This window comes from Halorubrum laminariae, assembly GCF_024494655.1.
Classification (GTDB): Archaea; Halobacteriota; Halobacteria; order Halobacteriales; family Haloferacaceae; genus Halorubrum; species Halorubrum laminariae.
This window is the reverse complement of record NZ_JANHDL010000004.1, coordinates 138,733-155,823: the sequence shown is the minus strand read 5'-3', so window position 1 is coordinate 155,823 and position 17,091 is coordinate 138,733. Positions and strand designations below refer to the sequence as shown.

The 17,091-nt window shown below is 56.7% G+C and carries 9 protein-coding genes; all 9 read left to right on the top strand.

What is annotated here, in order from left to right:
* Positions 1-56 precede the first annotated feature (56 nt).
* The 9 genes from NO887_RS09405 to NO887_RS09365 all read left to right on the top strand — a co-directional run bounded on the left by NO887_RS09405 (position 57) and on the right by NO887_RS09365 (position 16,885).
* Positions 57-1,421: an ADP-ribosylglycohydrolase family protein gene (locus NO887_RS09405; RefSeq protein ID WP_256397241.1), complete on the top strand. Its 1,365-nt coding sequence runs from the start codon at positions 57-59 to the stop codon at positions 1,419-1,421.
* A gap of 55 nt (positions 1,422-1,476) precedes the next feature.
* Positions 1,477-2,082 (top strand): hypothetical protein, encoded by a 606-nt coding sequence (locus tag NO887_RS09400; protein WP_256397242.1) that lies wholly within the window; start codon positions 1,477-1,479, stop codon positions 2,080-2,082.
* A gap of 281 nt (positions 2,083-2,363) precedes the next feature.
* Positions 2,364-3,995, top strand: a complete 1,632-nt coding sequence (locus NO887_RS09395; protein WP_256418078.1) for an ATP-binding protein — start codon at positions 2,364-2,366, stop codon at positions 3,993-3,995.
* Between the two features lie 81 nt (positions 3,996-4,076).
* On the top strand, positions 4,077-6,560 hold the full coding sequence (locus NO887_RS09390; RefSeq protein WP_256397244.1) for an ATP-dependent DNA helicase: 2,484 nt from the start codon (positions 4,077-4,079) through the stop codon (positions 6,558-6,560).
* A gap of 351 nt (positions 6,561-6,911) precedes the next feature.
* Entirely contained in the window at positions 6,912-9,143 is a 2,232-nt protein-coding gene (locus tag NO887_RS09385; RefSeq protein ID WP_256397245.1) for a phage NrS-1 polymerase family protein, read from the top strand.
* 181 nt (positions 9,144-9,324) lie between these two features.
* Complete coding sequence (locus NO887_RS09380) at positions 9,325-9,750, top strand: hypothetical protein (protein WP_256397246.1); 426 nt, start codon at positions 9,325-9,327, stop codon at positions 9,748-9,750.
* A gap of 203 nt (positions 9,751-9,953) precedes the next feature.
* The gene (locus NO887_RS09375) at positions 9,954-10,337 is read left to right on the top strand and encodes a hypothetical protein (protein ID WP_256418077.1); all 384 of its coding nucleotides are present in this window, start codon (positions 9,954-9,956) and stop codon (positions 10,335-10,337) included.
* A gap of 381 nt (positions 10,338-10,718) precedes the next feature.
* Positions 10,719-13,004: a hypothetical protein gene (locus tag NO887_RS09370; protein ID WP_256418076.1), complete on the top strand. Its 2,286-nt coding sequence runs from the start codon at positions 10,719-10,721 to the stop codon at positions 13,002-13,004.
* A gap of 137 nt (positions 13,005-13,141) precedes the next feature.
* Complete coding sequence (locus tag NO887_RS09365) at positions 13,142-16,885, top strand: type IV secretory system conjugative DNA transfer family protein (RefSeq protein ID WP_256397249.1); 3,744 nt, start codon at positions 13,142-13,144, stop codon at positions 16,883-16,885.
* The last annotated feature ends 206 nt before the right edge of the window (positions 16,886-17,091 follow it).

Below are 17,091 nucleotides of genomic sequence, written 5' to 3'. Positions count from 1 at the left end.
TGGTTGTTGAACTCCGGGACAAAGGTATAAATGCGATTACCAGCCTAAGACAGTACATGCGACGAATCAAGGACATGGATATTACTACCCCGCCGCACCGGGATTCCGACGTTAACCCCGGCGGGAATTACCCCTCCGTCAACTACTCTGCGGTAAATCGGCCGAAGCCTACGAGTGGCCACTTCGAGGAACTCCACCCGTTCCACTCAGACTTCGAGCTGGTGAGAGCGTACCAGGAAGTGGCAGATGCCGAACTCAGAACGCCACTTCAGAAACACAAATCCAGCGGGAAGATATCCGTCCAAGCAGATCAGATCCGAGCGACGTGGGGCCTTGAGGCATCCACGGAAGGGACGATCGGACGAGACCCCACCACACGTGAGTTGATCACGCCTCTCGACCGAGCGAAAGGCATCATCATCGGACAGGCGTACGGAGACGCTCTGGGGCGTCCGGTCGAGTTCATGTCGGAGGATCAGATCCAACAGAAGTACGGCCGCGTAACCGACTTTCTTGGCGATGGCTCTCACCATCAACCGGCGGGGACGATCACTGACGACACGAATCTCGCTCTGTATCTCGTCGCCAGCCTGCTTCGGAACAACGGCTTCGATATGGACGATTACGCAGACCAGATCGTTGCGTGGTTCGAATCCATGCCGTTCGATATCGGTAGTACAACGTTGAGCTCTATCGACAAGCTCCGAAATGGGGTTGACCCACGAGAGGCAGGCCACCAGACGGTCGAGGAACGCGGCGAGTACCGCTCAGCAGGTAACGGGAGTATCATGCGGTGTGCCCCGCTCGCGATCGCCTACCCTGACGACCTCGACACGCTCCAAGAGGTGAGCCGGCAATCCTCAGAGATCACCCACGCAGATCCGCGGTGTACCCACGGTTGTGCCGCCCTCAACCTCGTCCTTGCGAGCATCATCCGCGGACGTAACGACCCGCTCGGGATCGCACTCGACGAACTCTCATCGGATGCCCCGGACGAACTGGTCGAACTCCTCGAGAACCTCCCCGATACGGATCCGGAGGAACTGAGCAACGGCGGCTACGTGCTTGACACGCTCGAGACGGCTCTCTACATCGGGCTCAACGCGAAACACCCCGGAGACGCACTCATTGAGGCCGTGAACCGTGGCGACGACGCCGACACTGTCGGTGCTGTGACCGGCGCGATCGTCGGAGCCCGCTTCGGCGACGGCAAGCGGCTCACGGAATACGCTCACAAGCCGAACAACAGCTTCCCGTCCCGGTGGGAAGAGAACATCCGACTCGATCTCGATGCCTACCGAGAGCGGATCATCCCGTCGTTGCTCGAACTCGGTCAGGTTGCCCCCGAGGGGATCACCTGTAGCGACTCTATAGCGATGGAGGCGCAGACCCTCGCAGAGAACGACGGCCAACTGGAGTAACACCGATCGGGCCAGTTTGCGGACTGTTTAAGACGACAACCACCAAAGTACGACCATGACAACACACAATTCGAACGACACAGATGGACACTCGACGGTTCTATCACAAGTCGGGCTTCCGAACTCCGCAACACTCCCAGAAGGCTCGGTTGGGATTTTCACGTTCAGCCGGGAAGAACTCAATCTCCCCTCCAGCGATCGCCAGTACCAGCTCAAAGGTATCCTCACTACAGAAGGCTGGATACCGCCAGCCCCTCGCACAATCGCGCACCTACTCGGTCAGGCGGGAGACTCACCACAGGACATGGCCGCCTTAGGCGAATACACTGCTGGGAGGGGAAGCCGGCTCGTGATCGAACCGCAGAAGCTCGATGAACAACTATCTGAGCAAGGGTCCGTAACCATCGACGACAATGCGGGCTCTCTCTTCGGCTCACCATTTCAGGATACAGCCGAGTATTATCTCCCCGATGGACTCTCTCGGGAACAGACTGTCGTATATCTACAGAATGCCGTAACAGCCGTGCGTGAATACGCCAAATCGCAGATCACGGAAAACCCCACCAGCGACGAACTCGCAAAGCTCCTCGCAGAACAGTATGGAGTCGCCCACGAGGTCGCGCTCGAGGCGGTTGAACAGAACGACAACTCCGAAAGCTAGAACCGACACGACCTCATCCCACTCGCCCGAAGAGCCCGACCCAACGCCACCAACGTAATGGGCCGATTTGAGACAGTTTGTATAATTTAGAAGTGGAGTTCACAGTGGGACGGGTGTTTTTGTGCCACTCTGAGCACAGGACACGACTTTATATATCAGTACCATTAAGAACCATCTAGAACGGAAACAATGAACCACAAACGCGCCCCTCAGCCGGTGTACGCCCGCCTCGGTCCGTTGGCGGAGTCTGAGAAGCGTCACGCTCTGTGGGGGAGTCTCTGATGATTTACTACATTCTCGCGGGGCTGCTCTTCGCGTGGCTCTCCTGGCGGTGGCTACTCCAAGTTGATCCCGCTCACCAAGACTATGCTGACGCCCCGATGGGATTCACATTCCTCGGTCTCCCAGCACTCATCCTCCTTGTGATGGAGACCTCCACCGCCTTCATCCTCCTCTTGGGCCTGATCAGCCTCGGGCTCCATCTGAACTACAAGCACTGGCGTCCGTTCCACAGCGGGATCGTTGCCAGTCTTGCCACCGGAGTGATCCTCCTAACCGCAGGTGTGATAGCTGGTACGACGCCGCCTGAATGGGCCAGTAGTTCCGCAGATGCGGCCACGCTGTTCGTTTCGACGGCGCTCGCCGGCTGTGGGACGACCCGGATCACCACCTCGACAGGCTACCTGCCCCGGTATTTCGCGGTTCTGAGTGGCCTGTACCACGAGCGGTCGCAGTCTTCGGTCTCGAAGTTTGGCTACCGCCGAGACGACGACAGCCGCTTTGAGCGGTTCCTCCACTGGATGGGCTTCATGGACTACACGCTGACCCTGAACTCACCCTTTGACGAGAAGGCCAGTGAGCAGGAAAATGCGGGCAGCCACAGCTCGCCTACCAACACGGCGTCGGACGTGACGCCCGCCGATCTCCGAGCATCGGCAGACGACCACCCGTTTCGAGATACCCCGGACACCGACCAGCACGACGGGCCTCAGGAGGACACCACTCCTGAGTGGTCCGTAACGCCAGTCGACCATAGTGACGACGAGGAAGCGGACGAGGAGACGGCCACGGACGAGGAACAGGACGACGAGAGCGATACGCCCGCCGAGGAAACGGATGATGAGGCCGTGACTCAGTACCAATTCCCGTGGGAGGAGCCGCCCGAGATGCGCTTCGAGGATATCGGTGGGTATCCCGAAGTCAAGGACGCACTCCGCGAACAGGTGGTCAGCCCGCTCCGGGGGAACAACCCCAGTTACGACCGCTTCGGGATCGAGCCCTCGCGCGGGCTCCTCTTCTACGGCCCGCCGGGGACGGGGAAGACGCTGTTTGCCCGTGCGCTAGCGAACGAACTCAACCGGCCGTTCGTCGAGCTGACCCAAGCGGACCTCACCCACGAGTTCATCAACAAGTCGCCGCAGATCATCCAGCGGCTCTTCGAGGAGGCCCAAGAACTCGGCGGCGTCGTGTTCATCGACGAGGCCGAGCAGCTTCTGGGGAGCCGTGACGACAGCCTCAATTCGCACGCAGAGGACAAGAAGATCACCAATATGTTCCTCTCGGCGCTCACGAAGGAGGACAAGGACTACATCATCCTCCTGACGACGAATCTCAAGGAGTCGATGGATGACGCGATCCTCCGTCCGGGGCGCATTGACGAGGACTTCGAGATCGGACTTCCTGAGTCCGACACCCGACTCGAGATCATCAAGATCAAGCTCGCGGAAGTGCCCCACGAGATCACCCAAGACCAAGCCCAGAGCGTCGCGTCGAAGACCGGCGGGTGGAGTGGGGCAGACCTGAACGCCCTCATCAACCAAGCCAAATTCAAGGCAGTTGACCGGAAGGCTCAGAAGCTCAAATTCGACGACATCAAGCGGGCTTACAGGGATATGAAGTCCGACAAAGAATAACCGGCTCAGCAATCTTCAGCCCTGTTTTGCGGGACGGATTTAAGTAACTCTCCTCCGACGTACTAGGTACTCAATCGCCCCATGACCGAGAGCCAGCGATCCGACGACAGCGAAATCTGGGAGGATATCTTCCCCTTCAAGCCATACCCGAATCAACGAGAAGGTATCAACCAAAGCATCGACACCGTTCGCGACGGGGGCGTGTTCCTTCTTGAGGGTCCGTGTGGGACCGGGAAGACCCTCATCGCGCTCACTGCGGGTATCAGCCTCGTCAAAGACCCAGAGACAAAATACGACCGCGTACTCGTCATCACATCGAAGAAGCAGCAACTGAGCGCCTTCGAATCAGACCTACGGACGATCAACAGGAAGACGGACAACAACATCCCCGGACTGACTCTCGTCGGTAAGGCCGACCTGTGCCCGTATGTCCAGGCTGGCGAGATCGAGAAGGAAGACATCTACCACCGATGTATCGAGTTGCGGGATAACACGCGGAGTTTGATGGCGAAAGCGGCGCGACAGAATAACAGTCGAGAAGCCAACGCCGCCTTTGGCCTATTCTCGTATGCTCAACGGGAGCCATCTGTCGAGGACACGCTCACGTTCGACGGAGCGAAAGCGGGCGTCCAACCGTCGATCCCGACTGTCGCCGGGAAGGAATACTGTCCATTCTACGCTAAACATATCACGAATTCAGTCAAAGACTCGTTCCCGCTCTCCATCTTCGATGTGACGACAGGCGAAGAGACACTCAAGACCGCGGCACGCGCGGGAACCTGCCCACACGTCGAAATGCGCCGACTCCACGACGAAGGCATGGCTCTATTCGGAAATTACCAGCACGCCTTCAACCCGAAGACGGTGGCTGGATTCACCGGAGGCATCATCGACGACACCACCCTGCTCATTTGCGACGAAGCTCACGAACTCGTCCACCAAGTACGAGACCAGCTGTCGTACAGCGTCAATTACTCCACGTTCTCCAAAGCCGCTGACGACATCACTCTCGTCCAACGCTGGATCACCGGGAAGGGCCACCCTCGGAAATGCCAGCTCGCAGATGCCGTCATCGGAAACACGGGTCTGACTGGCCCCGATCTGCTAACTGCATCCAAATTCGTTGAGCGAATCCAAGACGAATTCCACAAAAGCACGATACAGGGGCTTCGAGACGAACTCGGGACCAACTGGAAGGACAAGTGCCGGAGGAAGAACCGCGACGAACTCTCGATCGCGCTACAAAACCCACAGAACCCCGGCCCGGACAGCATCCGAAAATGGGTAGAAGACAACGACTACGAGGACATCTGGGAGAAAACCCTCCTCGCCGCCCGAGCAGTGAGCGTTGCCCGCGACGTCATCTCGCGCGAAGTTGACGAGAAGAGCCCAGACGGATCGTTTGCTATCAGCGACGTTTACGAACTCCTCAACCGATGGTGGACAGGTGGTGACTCCGAATACTTCCGCGAGATCAAGCTAATCCCACGGAAGGGGACCCGCTCGACTGCCGATTCTACCCGCCCGTGGCGAACTGGCTACTACGCGCAGGTCCAGATCAACAACGCGATCCCCCAAAACGAGATCGCCGCGACTCTCGATACCTTCGGTGGGGCAATCCTCATGTCGGCCACGCTCTCACCCCTCGACATCTACGAAGAAGTCACTGGAGTGAAGAAACTCAGAGAAGGGACCCAGCCCACCAGCAGTCTCGTCACCAAGGCGATCGCCAGCGCCAACATTCCAGAAGGAGACGAGGACACCGTCCATATCCCTGATATCGGTTCTGTCGGGGGCGGTGGAGGGAGTACACAATCGCCTTCCACAGACAGACAGCGAAACGTCGGCAAGGTCGCGTTCGATCTCGGCTTCCCACAGGAGAACAGAGCATCGTTCGCCGTCGACGCTCAGAAGTTCACCTACTCAAATCGGTGGCCACCCGACGAACACCCGGAACTGCGAACTACGTACGGGAAGACAATAACCTCGGTCGTGAACACCACGCCAGGGAACGTGATCGTGTTCATGCCGAGTTACCTCGAAGCCATGTGGGCAAGCAGGATGTTAGACGGCAACCCGAACGTCACCAAACCGGTTCTAACCGACACCAGCAGTTCCGACGCGGCGACTGAGGAGCTCAAGCAGGCCTTCTTCGATGGCGAGCCCAAAGTTCTCGCAACAAGCCTCCGTGGGACGCTCACAGAGGGTGTGGACTTCGACGGCGACAAGCTCAACGCGGCAGTTGTCTGTGGCGTTCCGATCACCAACACGTCAACGAACCTCTCTCAGGCCATCCAATCGGCGTACGATGAACGGTTCGATAACAACGGCTTCGATTTCGCCTTTACCGTTCCCGCTGTTCGGAAGACGAGACAGGCACTCGGCCGAGTCATCCGCGGCGTCGAGGACGTCGGCGTCCGTGTCCTCATCGACGAGCGGTACGCGAATAGCCGGACGTTCACCAGTGTTCGCGAGCACTTCCCAGAACACGCGACAGATGAATTCAGACCGATCTCCCCTCCAGAGCTCGGCCGGGAACTCCAGCACTTCTGGTCTCAACACTGACGGAGGAGCGATCGCCTGCCCCAGAGAGAATCGCCTGTTAAGTGCCGAACTGGTTTGTTTTTTATCTCTCATCTTGTAGTGAGAGAGGTGTGGTAGCGGTGAGAGTGAAGACCCACATGGGGGTTAAGAATATGACCCGTGGGTGCGAGAGTAGATACACACGCCAACACGAAGCCAACAATGGACATTCAAGTAACTAATATCCCGAGTGAACTGAGGGACCGCAAGCAGTGGATCTGCTGGGACACTGGGATGCGAGACGGAAAAGAAACGAAACTCCCCAAGGACCCTAACGGAGGGTACGCACAGACTGACGACCCATCTACGTGGACCAGTTTCGGAAATGTGAGGGTGAAGAGGAAAAACCACGACGGCGTCGGATTTGTCTTTACCGAAGATGACGACCTAGTTGGGATCGACCTCGACAAGTGTCGCGATGCGGAAACCGGCGAGTGGGAAGACTGGGCACTCGAAGTCATGGACGAAATGGACGGGTTCATCGAGATCAGCCCGTCGGGCACAGGCGCTCACATCATCCTCGAAGGCGAGATCCCCGGCGATCGCCGCCGAAAGGGGAACATCGAAATCTACGAAGACGGTCGCTACTTCACCGTCACCGGCAACGTCGTCTCGTCGGATGGGCAGCCTCTCGATACGGATGAGGAGGCAACGCTCAACAGCAACCAGGAGGGCCTCACCAACGTCTACACCGAGTATCTCTTGGACGGAGAAGACGAGGATGACGAAGACGACGACAGCAGCGAGAACATACAGATCACTCCCCCAAGCGGAGAACGGCCCAACTTAGCGAATCTCGGGTACGACAGAGATGTCGACATCCCGTTTTCACTCGGTCCAACGACAGAGGACCTCACCGCGTACGAACAGGAACTGCTGACCGATGCGAAGAAGGCAGACAACGGCTACGGGTTCACGCTCCTCTGGCGTGGGCACTGGGAGGAGTTCTTCAGCTTCTCAGACGACCACAACAAGACGGGCTACAGCCAATCTGAAGCAGACATGGTGTTCTGTAACAAGCTCGCATTCTGGTGTAGTGGCGATCCTGTCCTCATCGATCGGATCTTCCGGGCATCCGGCCTCATGCGTGAAAAGTGGAACGAGGAGCACTACTCGGACGGGACCACCTACGGTGAGCGGACCATCGAGAAGGCGATCATCCGTGTGGACACCCACTACGACGACGATCGCCATGACGAAGTACAGACCCGATCCGATGACGACAGCGCAGACCAGGACAAGGACACCCAGAGCGACGCCCAACCGACTCCTCAAAAAAAGGCAACCGACGATGAAGCCGGATCTGATCCCGTAAGCACGACCGGCGGCGGACGTCGAAGTCGAAGTACCGGCCGAGGCGGGCCGGATGGGTTCAAATCCAACAGTCAGGCGAGCTCTGGTGAGGAATCCGATCAGGAGGTAACGGACCCAACCCCAGACGACACCCGTCGACGCAGGGGAAACACCCGGACTGAGAGAAACCGCCGGACTCGTGGCGAGCGGAATCCTTCAGTCTCGGACTTCTCCCCCAGCAAGACAGAACCGGATTCAGACCGTTTTACGGCTGATCCAACAGAAGAACCCGCCGAAATAGCGGATACGGACGACGAACCGACCGCCGACGAGGATCAAAATGACGACACCACCGACGATGATCCGTCGTCCAACACGGTGACCGTAGATGTCTCGTCCGATCTCGATGATGGATTCAACCGACCATCTGAGTCGGAAGGGAGCATGTTCTCGGATGGAGAGGACCCCTCCGATAGCGATAGCGATACCGAGACAGAAAGCGACGAAACTGCGGCAGAAGACGAACTCGATCCAGAAGAGGGCAGGGCCGCAGTTGAAGCATTAGAGGCAGACCACGTCGAACAGCAGAAGTCTGAAGAAGACAACGATGATTCAGACACCAACTCCGGAACCACCAGTTCCGAATCTGAAGGGGAGAGCAGCGATTCGGATGATGTGGGTGAAGAAGACTCGGAGACCGACGACAGCGAGGCAGAAGACGACGAAGATGAGAAAGAGGAGATCAAAGACGGGAGCGACTCTGTCAGCGGAAACGAGACGATCCCCTCCGAACTCGGACGGAGAGTTGAGGTCCTCGAGCAGGACTTCGGGAAGATGGAAGAGGAACTGAGCGAGTACCAGACCCAACTCGAAAACGAGATCCAGATGCAGGAGAACAAAGTCTCCCGCGTCTACCGTGAGCTGGAGCACTACGAACGCATCGTCGACAAACGCGAACACCAGCTGGAGACGCTTCAGCAGGTTCTCTTCGTGATGTGTAAAGCGAAGAATCACCCCGTATTCGACGAGATCGCGGAGGGGCTGAGTGACGATGAAATCCCCATGGAGGACATCCTTGATGAAGAGTTCGTCGAGCGACTCGAGGCGCAAGAACGTGTACGGTGGGAACGCCAGCCACCTCAGGACGTTCCAGCGCATGAAACAGAGACCAGCACCGACCTGGTCCCCGCGGAATCTCAAGCACCCGCCGAACCCAGTGACGATCCCAACGAAACTGGCCCGTCTCGATCGTTCTGGTCGGACCTTTTCTAGGCCGCTCTTTTTATACGATAGTCCATTTCGAGACGACAATCCCAGTTCAACAAATTGAACTAACAACTATCTTTGTTTTCGAATTTGAACTGACAGGGGATTATATTGTATATTTTGAAAGTTTCACGCCTATTTGACCGATAATTATATATCGGTACCATGGGGAGGTCATACTGTACGCATGAGCCAAAAAATTAAGCGTGCTGTACTGTCAATGCTCCTCGTCTCGTTCGTCGCAACGGGCATGGGGCTCGGTGTTGGATCGGCCGTCGCGGATACCACGACGAACTGTGAGGAAGTTAACGTCGACGACTACGACAATGTCGTTGAGAACTTCGACGACTGCGAATCGAACGAAATGAGCGGCTATACGTCGATGCTGGACAACCTCTTCGAGGTTGCTCACACGACGCTTCAGTACGCTGGATTCGTGACTGTCTTCGCGGGAGCCACTCTCTGGTTCACTGCTCGGCGTAGCAGTGACCGCGCCCAGACCGGTGTCTGGCTGCTCATCGGTGGTCTCGCCATGATCGTGTTCTACTTCGGCTTCACGGCGTTCGTGAGCCTCCTGAAGTGGGTCGCGGAAGGCGGTTCTGGTAGTTCCTAAACGGAACTTCCACCCAGTCGTATAGTCCATCACTTCATTTATTGAACGCTACTCGGCTAGCGACAGCTTCGCCATGAAACAGGGTAAGGGCGTTCCAATGTTCAAACTGGTGAACTGACAAGGAATAATGTTGTTAGAGTTGAAAACTTAGCAAAAACCACCGGCAGATTAATATTAGTACCTTGTTTTGTAGAATTCGACGCATGAGCCAAGCAATCTCACGAGCTGTACTATCGATGTTAGCTCTGTCGTTCGTTCTCACCGCGGGTGGGATCGGTGCGGCGAGCGTGGTCGCAAACGACTGTAGCCCCTCGGATCCCTCCGCCTGTGAAGCTGGGATGGACGGATACACCAACATGCTGGACAATCTCTTCGAGGTTGCCCACACAACGCTTCAATACGCCGGCTTCGTGACTGTCTTCGCGGGAGCCACCCTCTGGTTCACCGCCCGTCGTAGCAGTGAGCGCGCCCAGACCGGAGTCTGGCTGCTCGTCGGCGGTCTCGCCATGATCGTGTTCTACTTCGGCTTCACGGCGTTCGTGAGCCTCCTGAAGTGGGTCGCGGAAGGCGGTTCCGGCAGTTCGTAAAGTCCGGTACGAACAACGAATCCACCCCCTATATTTTAGACACCTGGCCGCATAGCGGGTAGCACGAACTAATGAGCCCCCGATTAGCAGAGTTCATCTTAGAGGATGGACCTACGTTCTCCTCTCTTGTGACAACCCAGCTCCGCCACATCATGTCGTCTTTGTCCAGTGTTCCAAGCGAGTACGCTTCGACATCAGCTTCCGGACCCCTGATGCAATTCGACTTCGATATGCTCTGGTCCGCGTTCGAGCACTTCGAAGGACTTGATCGCGTATTCTGGATCCTTGGATTGACCCTCATCCTCCTTGGGTTCATGGCATGGCAGATGAACAAGAAACGGACCCAACGCCGATCGTGGGGATTCCGCTTATTCGGCATCGGTGTTCTGTTCTCAATTATCGGGGCCAACTACAGTGCCTTCTGGAACCTCCTGTACCATGTTCTTACCCAATAAACGAACCTCGGCTGTTATTGGACTAGCACTTCTCCTCGTGATCGGGAGCGGGGCCATCCTCATCAGTGACGGCCAAGAAAGCGACTACGGCGAGTATCCACCGATCGAAACTGCTACACAAAACCCACCGGTAGACGACGTGGGTACGTACCGCATCCTCGCTTCAAACGACATTGATGTGAACTCAACAGGGAACAACGATGATATCTTTTCAGTCACATCCCAATCTGTCGATCTAAGAACGTACAAAGTAGATCGGCCACTCCTCAGGCTCGATGAACGGACCTATACCGTCGACCAAACCACGGAGTTTGCCCAGCTCACAGATGGGTTCCGGGAAGCCCTCTACACAGAGTATCAAGTCACCACCGACGACACTTGGATATCGTATGACGAAGCGGAAGTCACTGATTTAGTCCACATCGGGCAGAGCCGCCCCGTCAACGAGTCGATCATGACGGGCGACGACAACCTCCTCTTTGCCGAAATCGAGGGACGGGGAGGGACCATTCCGGTCCGCAACGCCGAGTTCATCTACGAGAAAGAAGGCGGCACCTTCCAAGGAGTAACTGTCCTAAATCCCAGCAATGCGGAAGTTTATGAAGGCGAGTTCACGGACTATACTGAACTCAACCAAGATGTTGTAAGGAGTACGTTCATCAACACGAGCAACGACCTGAGCATCGTCCCAGCAGCAGGGTACGGGAACAATTCCGCCCGGTATGATGTCCAAGGTGCCACAGCAGAAGGGTACTGGCAAGATGAAGTCGAGGTCGTCCACGACCACTACGCCGACGTCGCTCGGATGGATGAAGGCGCGCTCTATGACGACTACTGGCTGGTGAATCCGGATCAAGTCAATATCACAACAGTGTTTGACTACCGAACCACCACCCCAGAAGATTACAGCAGTAGCGAACAATGTTCATACGTCAGTGGTGACGAAACTCTCACCGGAACGGACACTAAGTATGAGGAGTGGGAGATCATCGAGAGCAGTTCAGTGATGTCTCTTCAGAACGACAACGAATACTACGTTACTGAAAACGACCAGAACATCCTCACGATCGACAATCCTCAGAGCGGTCGCCTTGGACTCTACTCTGACGTTCTCATCGGTTTAGAACTCACCTACGGTGTCGACAGCACCTGCCCCGGTAACTCGTGGGAAAAAACAAAGAAGGTGTCCGCAGCAAGTGCCTTCCACGACCCGAGCTACTACACCATCGAGGCCGCAGACGCAACGGACCTCACGATTGATGCCTACCTCGTTGAGAATGCCTTCCGTGACGAGATTTACTTCGACATCATCGGCGACCAGCGACCAGAGAAAAACCCGCTTGGAAGCATCGAGCTGAAGGCCAACGAAGAGTGTATCGAGCGTGGCGCACTGTTCTGTAAGGAGCGCGCCCACCAAGACCAGTACAAGATCCACAGCCCGTGGATTTTCCTCTCTCAGTCACTCTACGATCGTGTCGAGCACCGACGGGACGGCTCGGCACAGTGGGTCCGAACGTCTGTCAAACATGACGAGACGCCGAATCTCCACCGTGACTACATGGACGCTGCGGGGTACAGAACATCGGCTTCCAACACCCTCGGAGTGAAACCCACCATGCAAGATCAAGCCCAGATCTACGAAGGGATCAACCTCGGTGAGAACGTCATCGACACAGGGGGCGATGTTCAACTCTACAGGACTGTCGGCTCACAGTTGTCACAGCCGGTCAGCGAGTTAGAGGACATCGAAATCACCGCCACCGACGTATTCGGAAATGACGTCCCCATCGGTGAGGTCCACCGAATCACCGTTGAACCGACGCGGATCGTTAGCGATCTCAACACAACCACGTACGAGGTCACTGGCACCCTCGAGCATTCAGAAACCGATGATCCCGTCCCCAACCGTGAGATCATCATCGACGGTGAATCTGTCCACAGGACCACCACAAACTCCGATGGGGAATTCACCCAGATGGTAAGTGAAAACGTCTCTACGGTCGACGTGCGCTTCGAGGGGGACCCTCTCCGAGAGGACTTCGACACCCACTATGGCGAGTCATCAACGAAGGTCTGGACAGGCAAGGTCGCCCTCAACATCGTGAGGATGCCGATCGGATACCTCCACGCGATGATCTCGAACCTCCTCGTCTTTATCAACTGGATCGCTCTTGGTTTGTTCCTCGTGTGGTGGATGAAGTACCGAGATTAGGGACGACAACCACTATGGGAACCGGATGGTGAAACCCACAGATTTCTAACAATCCTGCCTCTGTGAGCCCACATCGGGAGAGGAGAGAAAACGGGGGCACAAGACATAACTAATCTGGTTGTGACGTACAGTTCACGGTGAGCCAAGACGACAACCACCGGGAAGGCGATACTCCTTCGCCAGGAGAACCGCCCGGCCCAGACGAACCATCCGAGGAACAGCCGCCGACCCTCTTCGATGAGACTGCCGACGACACTACGGACAGTGCCTCGCCAGCACCAGCTGAAGAGACAAGCGAACCATCGGTCGAAGACGACGAGACGCCGACACCCGAGGTGGTTGACGGCGACTTCGATATCTTCGAGGCCGCGATAGATGGGGAGGTAGAGGATGAAGACGAAGAGCCGATCACCATCCCCGCGGACTACGAATCAGCATCTGATCCGTCTCTCAGTGGAACGCTCAGCGACGGTGAGGCTGAAAACTTCATTGAGGAAATCGAATCCGAACAGGAGTACATCCAAATCACACCAGTCCGTGAGGAAGTGAACTCAGAGACCGTCAAACGCGAACTGTACGGCCTCCACCGCTACGGGAACGGACGGAAGCTCCCGCTCGACATGGAGCTCCACATCGCTGGGATCGAGCCAGTATCGAACTTCGAGTTCATCATCTACAAGCCCGAGGACGAAGCGCAGTTCAAGTTCTTCATCGGGCCTGGTGAGCGTGGCGACGTTACATGTGACCGGCTTGAGAGCACGACGCGATCGCAGTATCCGGAAAACTTCGAGTTCGGGCGCAAACAATTCGACATCACAAACATCTTCGAGGACGTCCCTGAGATGGTCCGCTGGGAAGGTGTCGAAGAGAAGCGGCGCGATTGGATGACGACACTCTCGTCGTACGACAACGAAGCAATCGAACGCTCACCACTCTCAAACCTCCTCGAGACGATCATCCAATCGGATGGCGCGGTCGTCTTTCAGAGTGTCTTCGAGCCACGGGCAGACTGGTCTCCAAAGGCAGAACGGCAGAAAGGAAACCTCAAGCAGGGCGTCCATACAACCGGCGGACTCGTCCTCCGAACGCTCATAGATGGTGCCCTTGGCGTCTCCGACGAAGAGAAACAGGAGCGACACCGGAGCGATACGCCGCATGAAATCGGTGGTTCAATCCACGACTCACAGACCGGCGGCTACCGCTCAGGAACCAGTCGGATGGGACAGATCGACCTGAAGGACCCGTCGCACACATACAACGTCTCACTGCGAGCCGCAGCATCCGACGCGGAAACGGCGCGCAATCTCCAAGACGCGCTCAACCAAGTCAGCGGGAAGTTCTACTCCATCGAGGGGAACTACCTCGGGACAAACGATGCTGAGTACGAACGGATGCTCAACCACGGCATCACCTACCCGAACGGGCTGGAGTCATGGACGCGACGAAAACCGCTGCTCGTCTGTAACATCGACGAGCTCTCAAACTTCATCACGGTCCCGTCGATCGACTCGCTCCCGAAAGCAAGTCGCGGTGGGACCGGCGGGATGCCCACGGCACAGTCGCCGCTCACCTCGCCGAACGAGGAGGTGTTCAAGGAGTTCTCCAAGGGGATGACGATCGGTCACGCCGTCACCGCGCTGCGTGATCACCGCGACAAGCCCGACGATATCAGCACCATCGAGACGAAAAACGAGTGGTGGAACCACCTCTCGCAACGGGACGCACTGTCGTTGTCTGCGGACCATCTCACCCAGCACTACATCCGTGCTGCGACGACTGGCAGCGGGAAGACGGTCGCAACGATCAACGATATGCTGACCACACACAATGACCTCGAGGGGCCAACAATCCTCATCGACCCCAAGGACGGCGAGATGTGTGAGAACTACCTGCGGTGTCATCGCACGCTGTTCGGCAACGTCGACGACGTCGAATATATCCAGATCCCCGAGGCAGACGGCATGGTTCCGGGGATGCCGTTCTTCGATCTCCGGCCGCTCACAGAGGGTGCCGGGCGGACACGCGAGACGGCTAAACAGGATATCATCGACCACTACTTCCAGATATTGCGCTTCGTTCTGGGAAAGAAGACAGTCGAACAGGCGTTCGTCGCGAACGAGATCCTCACCAATCTCATCAAGGCGCTATTCGACAAAGACCACGGAAAGGACTACTTCTCTATCGGTGAGCTCATGCAGGCCGCACAGGAGTTCCAGAAGTACGGCAAGCAGGTCGAAGACCTCGACGAAGACTACGACAAAGTCCTCGAAGCAATCCCGCGAACGGCCGACACGCAGGTCACGTCCATCCTCGAATCGCACCTCGAGAAGGACGCACGGCAGTTCATGAACACGACGGACGCAGTCCTCAATCGGATCCGGAAGCTGAAGGAACGCGACTTCATCTGGGATATGCTGTCGTACACGATCGAGGATAAATACTGGAACGACGAGACAAACTGGTACAGCAAGGAGATACCGATGCTCGACATGAAGAGCATCCTCAACTCAAACAAAGTCGTTCTCATCGACACGGGAAGCCTTCGTGGAGCCAGCAGCGAAGTGTTCACTGTGTTGTTCCTCTCGCACCTGTGGACATCGGCGCAGTCCATCTGGACGCCGGACGACGACGAATACATCACGAACGTCATCATCGAGGAGTCCGCAAACATCGCTCGCAACGAGATTGTCTACCGAGAACTGCTCCCGAAAGGGCGGGAATTCAATCTCTCGCTGGGACTCATCATGCAGTATCCTGAGCAGGTACTCGGAGACAATCCAAACGACAATCGGCGGGCGTACAAGGAGATTCTCAACAACATCAACACGAAGATCATCGGCAACGTCGCGACCGACGACCTCCTCGCGGAGTCGCTGTTCCACGAGGACCTCGAAAATGATGAGATCAAAGACCGCATCTCCGGGCTTCGGCGTGGCGAGTGGATCGTCCAGCTGCCGTCGACGGGCTTCCACAAACAGAAGCCAGAGATACTCACGCTCCGGCCGCTTCCCATCCCGCCAGGACACAACGCGGGACCATTCAACGTCAACTCGCTCGCGGATTCTGTGCGTGAACGAAGTCGGTATCGCCACTGCGTCAACCGCGAACACGAGGCGATCGACATGGACAGCGGCGTGAAAGCACGCGCAGATGAAGACGATGACGGCGACGACGGCGATGATGACACCTCCCCAGCGGACACCGAGGAGTTCACGAACGAACACGAGATGTTCCTGCGGATGGTCTACGACGCGCTCACCGATGGGGTAAACGGCTACCACATCAAGGACTCGATGAAGGAACTTCCCTACAGCGAGACGGCAGCAGACCTCTGTGACTGGGGATACCTCGAGAAGTTCACGCTCGGAAACAGGCAGGCGTACTACTGGCCGACAGACGAAGCAAACGTCGTCGTGGATCGCAATCTCGCGCCACGAGACGGCGGTGAGTACGGCCGGGAGAGCCCGGAGCATCGTGTCGGCGTCAAGCTCATCCAGGCACACTACGACGCGCTCGGCTACGAGACGCACATGTACTACAGCCCGGACAACGAAGAGAAGAAGTACGACCTGTACGCCAAGCCGACCGACGACTCTCTGGACGATCGCATCAAAACCGTTGAGGTTGAAACATCTCCCAACAAGCGGCGACACGTTGAGGACGACTACATCAAGCTCGCAAACATGCCCGGTGACGGCATCTGGGTGGTCAAAGACATCGACGGGATGCGCCAGCTCCTGTCGTCTCTCGCTGACCAGATCGGATACGTAGAAGCAACCAGCACGACCAACTTCGAGAAGACTAGCGACAAGCTGGACGTGCCGGGGATGGAGAGAATCTTCGGCATCAACAAACTCAGGGAAGATCTAGGCGACGACTAGCGGCCATATCCTCCCCACTCATTTTCTTGTGCGGAATCAATCCATAACTCAGACATCCCTTCCGGACTCTCATTTGAACAGGCCTAGCAACAGTTCTTCAATCCTTCAGCGATCACTATAACACTAAACACTATCCCCACGAACACACCACGTTCTAAGCTAATGGGGCCGCCTAGAGCAAGACTGTGCTGAAAATAAGGGAGTGA

Excerpts from the sequence above, each read along its gene's own strand:
- NO887_RS09400 (WP_256397242.1), top strand. The coding sequence starts at position 1,477 with ATGACAACACACAATTCGAACGACACAGATGGACACTCGACGGTTCTA.
- NO887_RS09380 (WP_256397246.1), top strand. The coding sequence starts at position 9,325 with ATGAGCCAAAAAATTAAGCGTGCTGTACTGTCAATGCTCCTCGTCTCG.
- NO887_RS09390 (WP_256397244.1), top strand. The coding sequence starts at position 4,077 with ATGACCGAGAGCCAGCGATCCGACGACAGCGAAATCTGGGAGGATATC.
- NO887_RS09405 (WP_256397241.1), top strand. The coding sequence starts at position 57 with ATGCGACGAATCAAGGACATGGATATTACTACCCCGCCGCACCGGGAT.
- NO887_RS09375 (WP_256418077.1), top strand. The coding sequence starts at position 9,954 with ATGAGCCAAGCAATCTCACGAGCTGTACTATCGATGTTAGCTCTGTCG.
- NO887_RS09395 (WP_256418078.1), top strand. The coding sequence starts at position 2,364 with ATGATTTACTACATTCTCGCGGGGCTGCTCTTCGCGTGGCTCTCCTGG.